Consider the following 1,575-nt stretch of genomic DNA (forward strand, 5'->3'; position numbering starts at 1 on the left):
TCACCAGCCAGGTCCGGAACGACTCAGGGGCCAGCTGGACCACGCCGTGGCCGGACGCGTCCAGGGTCACCGACCCGGACGCGTCCAGCACTTGAGGCGCCGGCGTCGTCATGCCGCTCCCGTGAGCGCGGCCACGGCGTCCGGCCCGCCTATCGCCCCCACCGCCAGGAGGGCCACCGCGCTCATCCATTGGATCTTCCTGGCGTGCTGGTCCTGCGTGACCGCGATCGTCTTCACCTCCCGGCGGAGTCCGTCCACCTTGGTCTGGAGCGTGGCGAGCTGCGCCAGGACCGGGTCTCTCTGCTGCTGCGGGGACATGGGTCCCCCTTCTGTAGGACGGCTCAGGCCGTGGGCGAGATGATGAACCAGGCCACGACGGACGTGTCCGTCGCGTCCGCGGACGTGATGGTGAACGACGTGCCGGCCACCCGGGCGGTGACCCCGACAGCCTTGGGTGTGGTGACCGTTCCGAGGGACTGGACGGTGCACTGGATCCGGGAGTTCGCGGCCACCTTGTTGGTGGCCACCGTGACCGCACCCGCCACCAGGGTGGCCACGCCGCTGGTGGCGCCGGCGCCCTCGGCCACGGCCAGGCCCCCGCCGGCGGTGCCGATGCGGAGGGTGTCCTTGTCCCCGGACCAGAGGGTGAACTGCGCGTCGGCCTGCCCCGCCTCCAGGGCGGTGTACCCGGCAACGGTGAGGTTCCCGCCGACCGTGGCGGCCCCGGTCACATCGAGGGCGCCGGTCACGGCCACGTCGGCGAACTCGACATCGACGCCGGTGCGGATGAGCGGCACGTAGGTGGGAGAGGGCATCACTGGCTCCAGTAGACGGACTCGACACCCACGGCCGTGCTGCCGGTGACCGCGCACACCCACAGCTCATGGGTGTGCCGCACGACGTAGGGCAGGACGGCCGGAATGCGCATCGCGCCCGCGGCCCCCGACTGCGCACCGGCCTGCGTGCTGGAGATCCACACGTCCTGATCCTGCGCGATCAGCGTCGCGTACTGGCGGCGCGGCTCCAGCGCGAGCACCCGCACGGCCACCGCGGCCGTGGCCGTGTCCGTCTTGTAGCCGGGGTACCCGGACGCGGGCAGCTCCCGCACCTCGGTCGGACCGCACACGGACACCGCAACCGGCCGCGTCTCGTACGGCTCGGCCTCCTCCTGGACGATCTCGTCCGGGTCCGGAGTGATGTTCATTTCTTCGCCCCTCCCGTGCCCTTGGGCACTGCCTTGGCCACCTGCTTGACCGCCCCGGTGACCACCGTGTTCTTCACCATGAGGAAGAGGCCGCCCGCGATGAGGACGACGCCGGCGGCGCCGTACGCCACCCGAATCCAGAACGCCGGCGTCGTCAGCGACTCGTACGCGTCCTTGAGCACCGCCACCGCGTCATCCGCCCATTCGGGGGTGAGCGCGTCGTCCAGAGCGTCACCGATGCCGCTGTCCGGGAGGGTGTCCGCGATCGTCCCGAGCGGCTTGCCGACCACCTTCGCGTACTCCGCCCGCTTGTCCGCGGAGAGCTTCTTGAGGTCGGCCGCGGCCTTCTTGCCGCGCGCAAGGTGGGTGAG

At 71.4% G+C, this 1,575-nt stretch carries 4 protein-coding genes; all 4 read right to left on the reverse strand.

Annotated features, from left to right (window positions below; translation table 11 throughout):
• Positions 1-108 precede the first annotated feature (108 nt).
• Positions 109-318, reverse strand: a complete 210-nt coding sequence (locus ACFC0D_RS38500; protein ID WP_375821557.1) for a hypothetical protein — start codon at positions 316-318, stop codon at positions 109-111.
• Positions 319-341: 23 nt separating this feature from the next.
• Entirely contained in the window at positions 342-815 is a 474-nt protein-coding gene (locus ACFC0D_RS38505) for a hypothetical protein (protein ID WP_375821556.1), read from the reverse strand.
• Positions 815-1,204 (reverse strand): hypothetical protein, encoded by a 390-nt coding sequence (locus tag ACFC0D_RS38510; RefSeq protein ID WP_375821555.1) that lies wholly within the window; start codon positions 1,202-1,204, stop codon positions 815-817. Before ACFC0D_RS38510 ends, ACFC0D_RS38505 begins: the two co-directional genes overlap by 1 nt.
• The coding region (locus ACFC0D_RS38515; protein ID WP_376446762.1) for a hypothetical protein at positions 1,201-1,575 on the reverse strand (375 nt) is incomplete at its 5' end. The genes ACFC0D_RS38515 and ACFC0D_RS38510, both read right to left, overlap by 4 nt.

The organism is Streptomyces sp. NPDC056222 (assembly GCF_042264065.1).
In the GTDB taxonomy this organism is placed as follows: Bacteria; Actinomycetota; Actinomycetes; order Streptomycetales; family Streptomycetaceae; genus Streptomyces.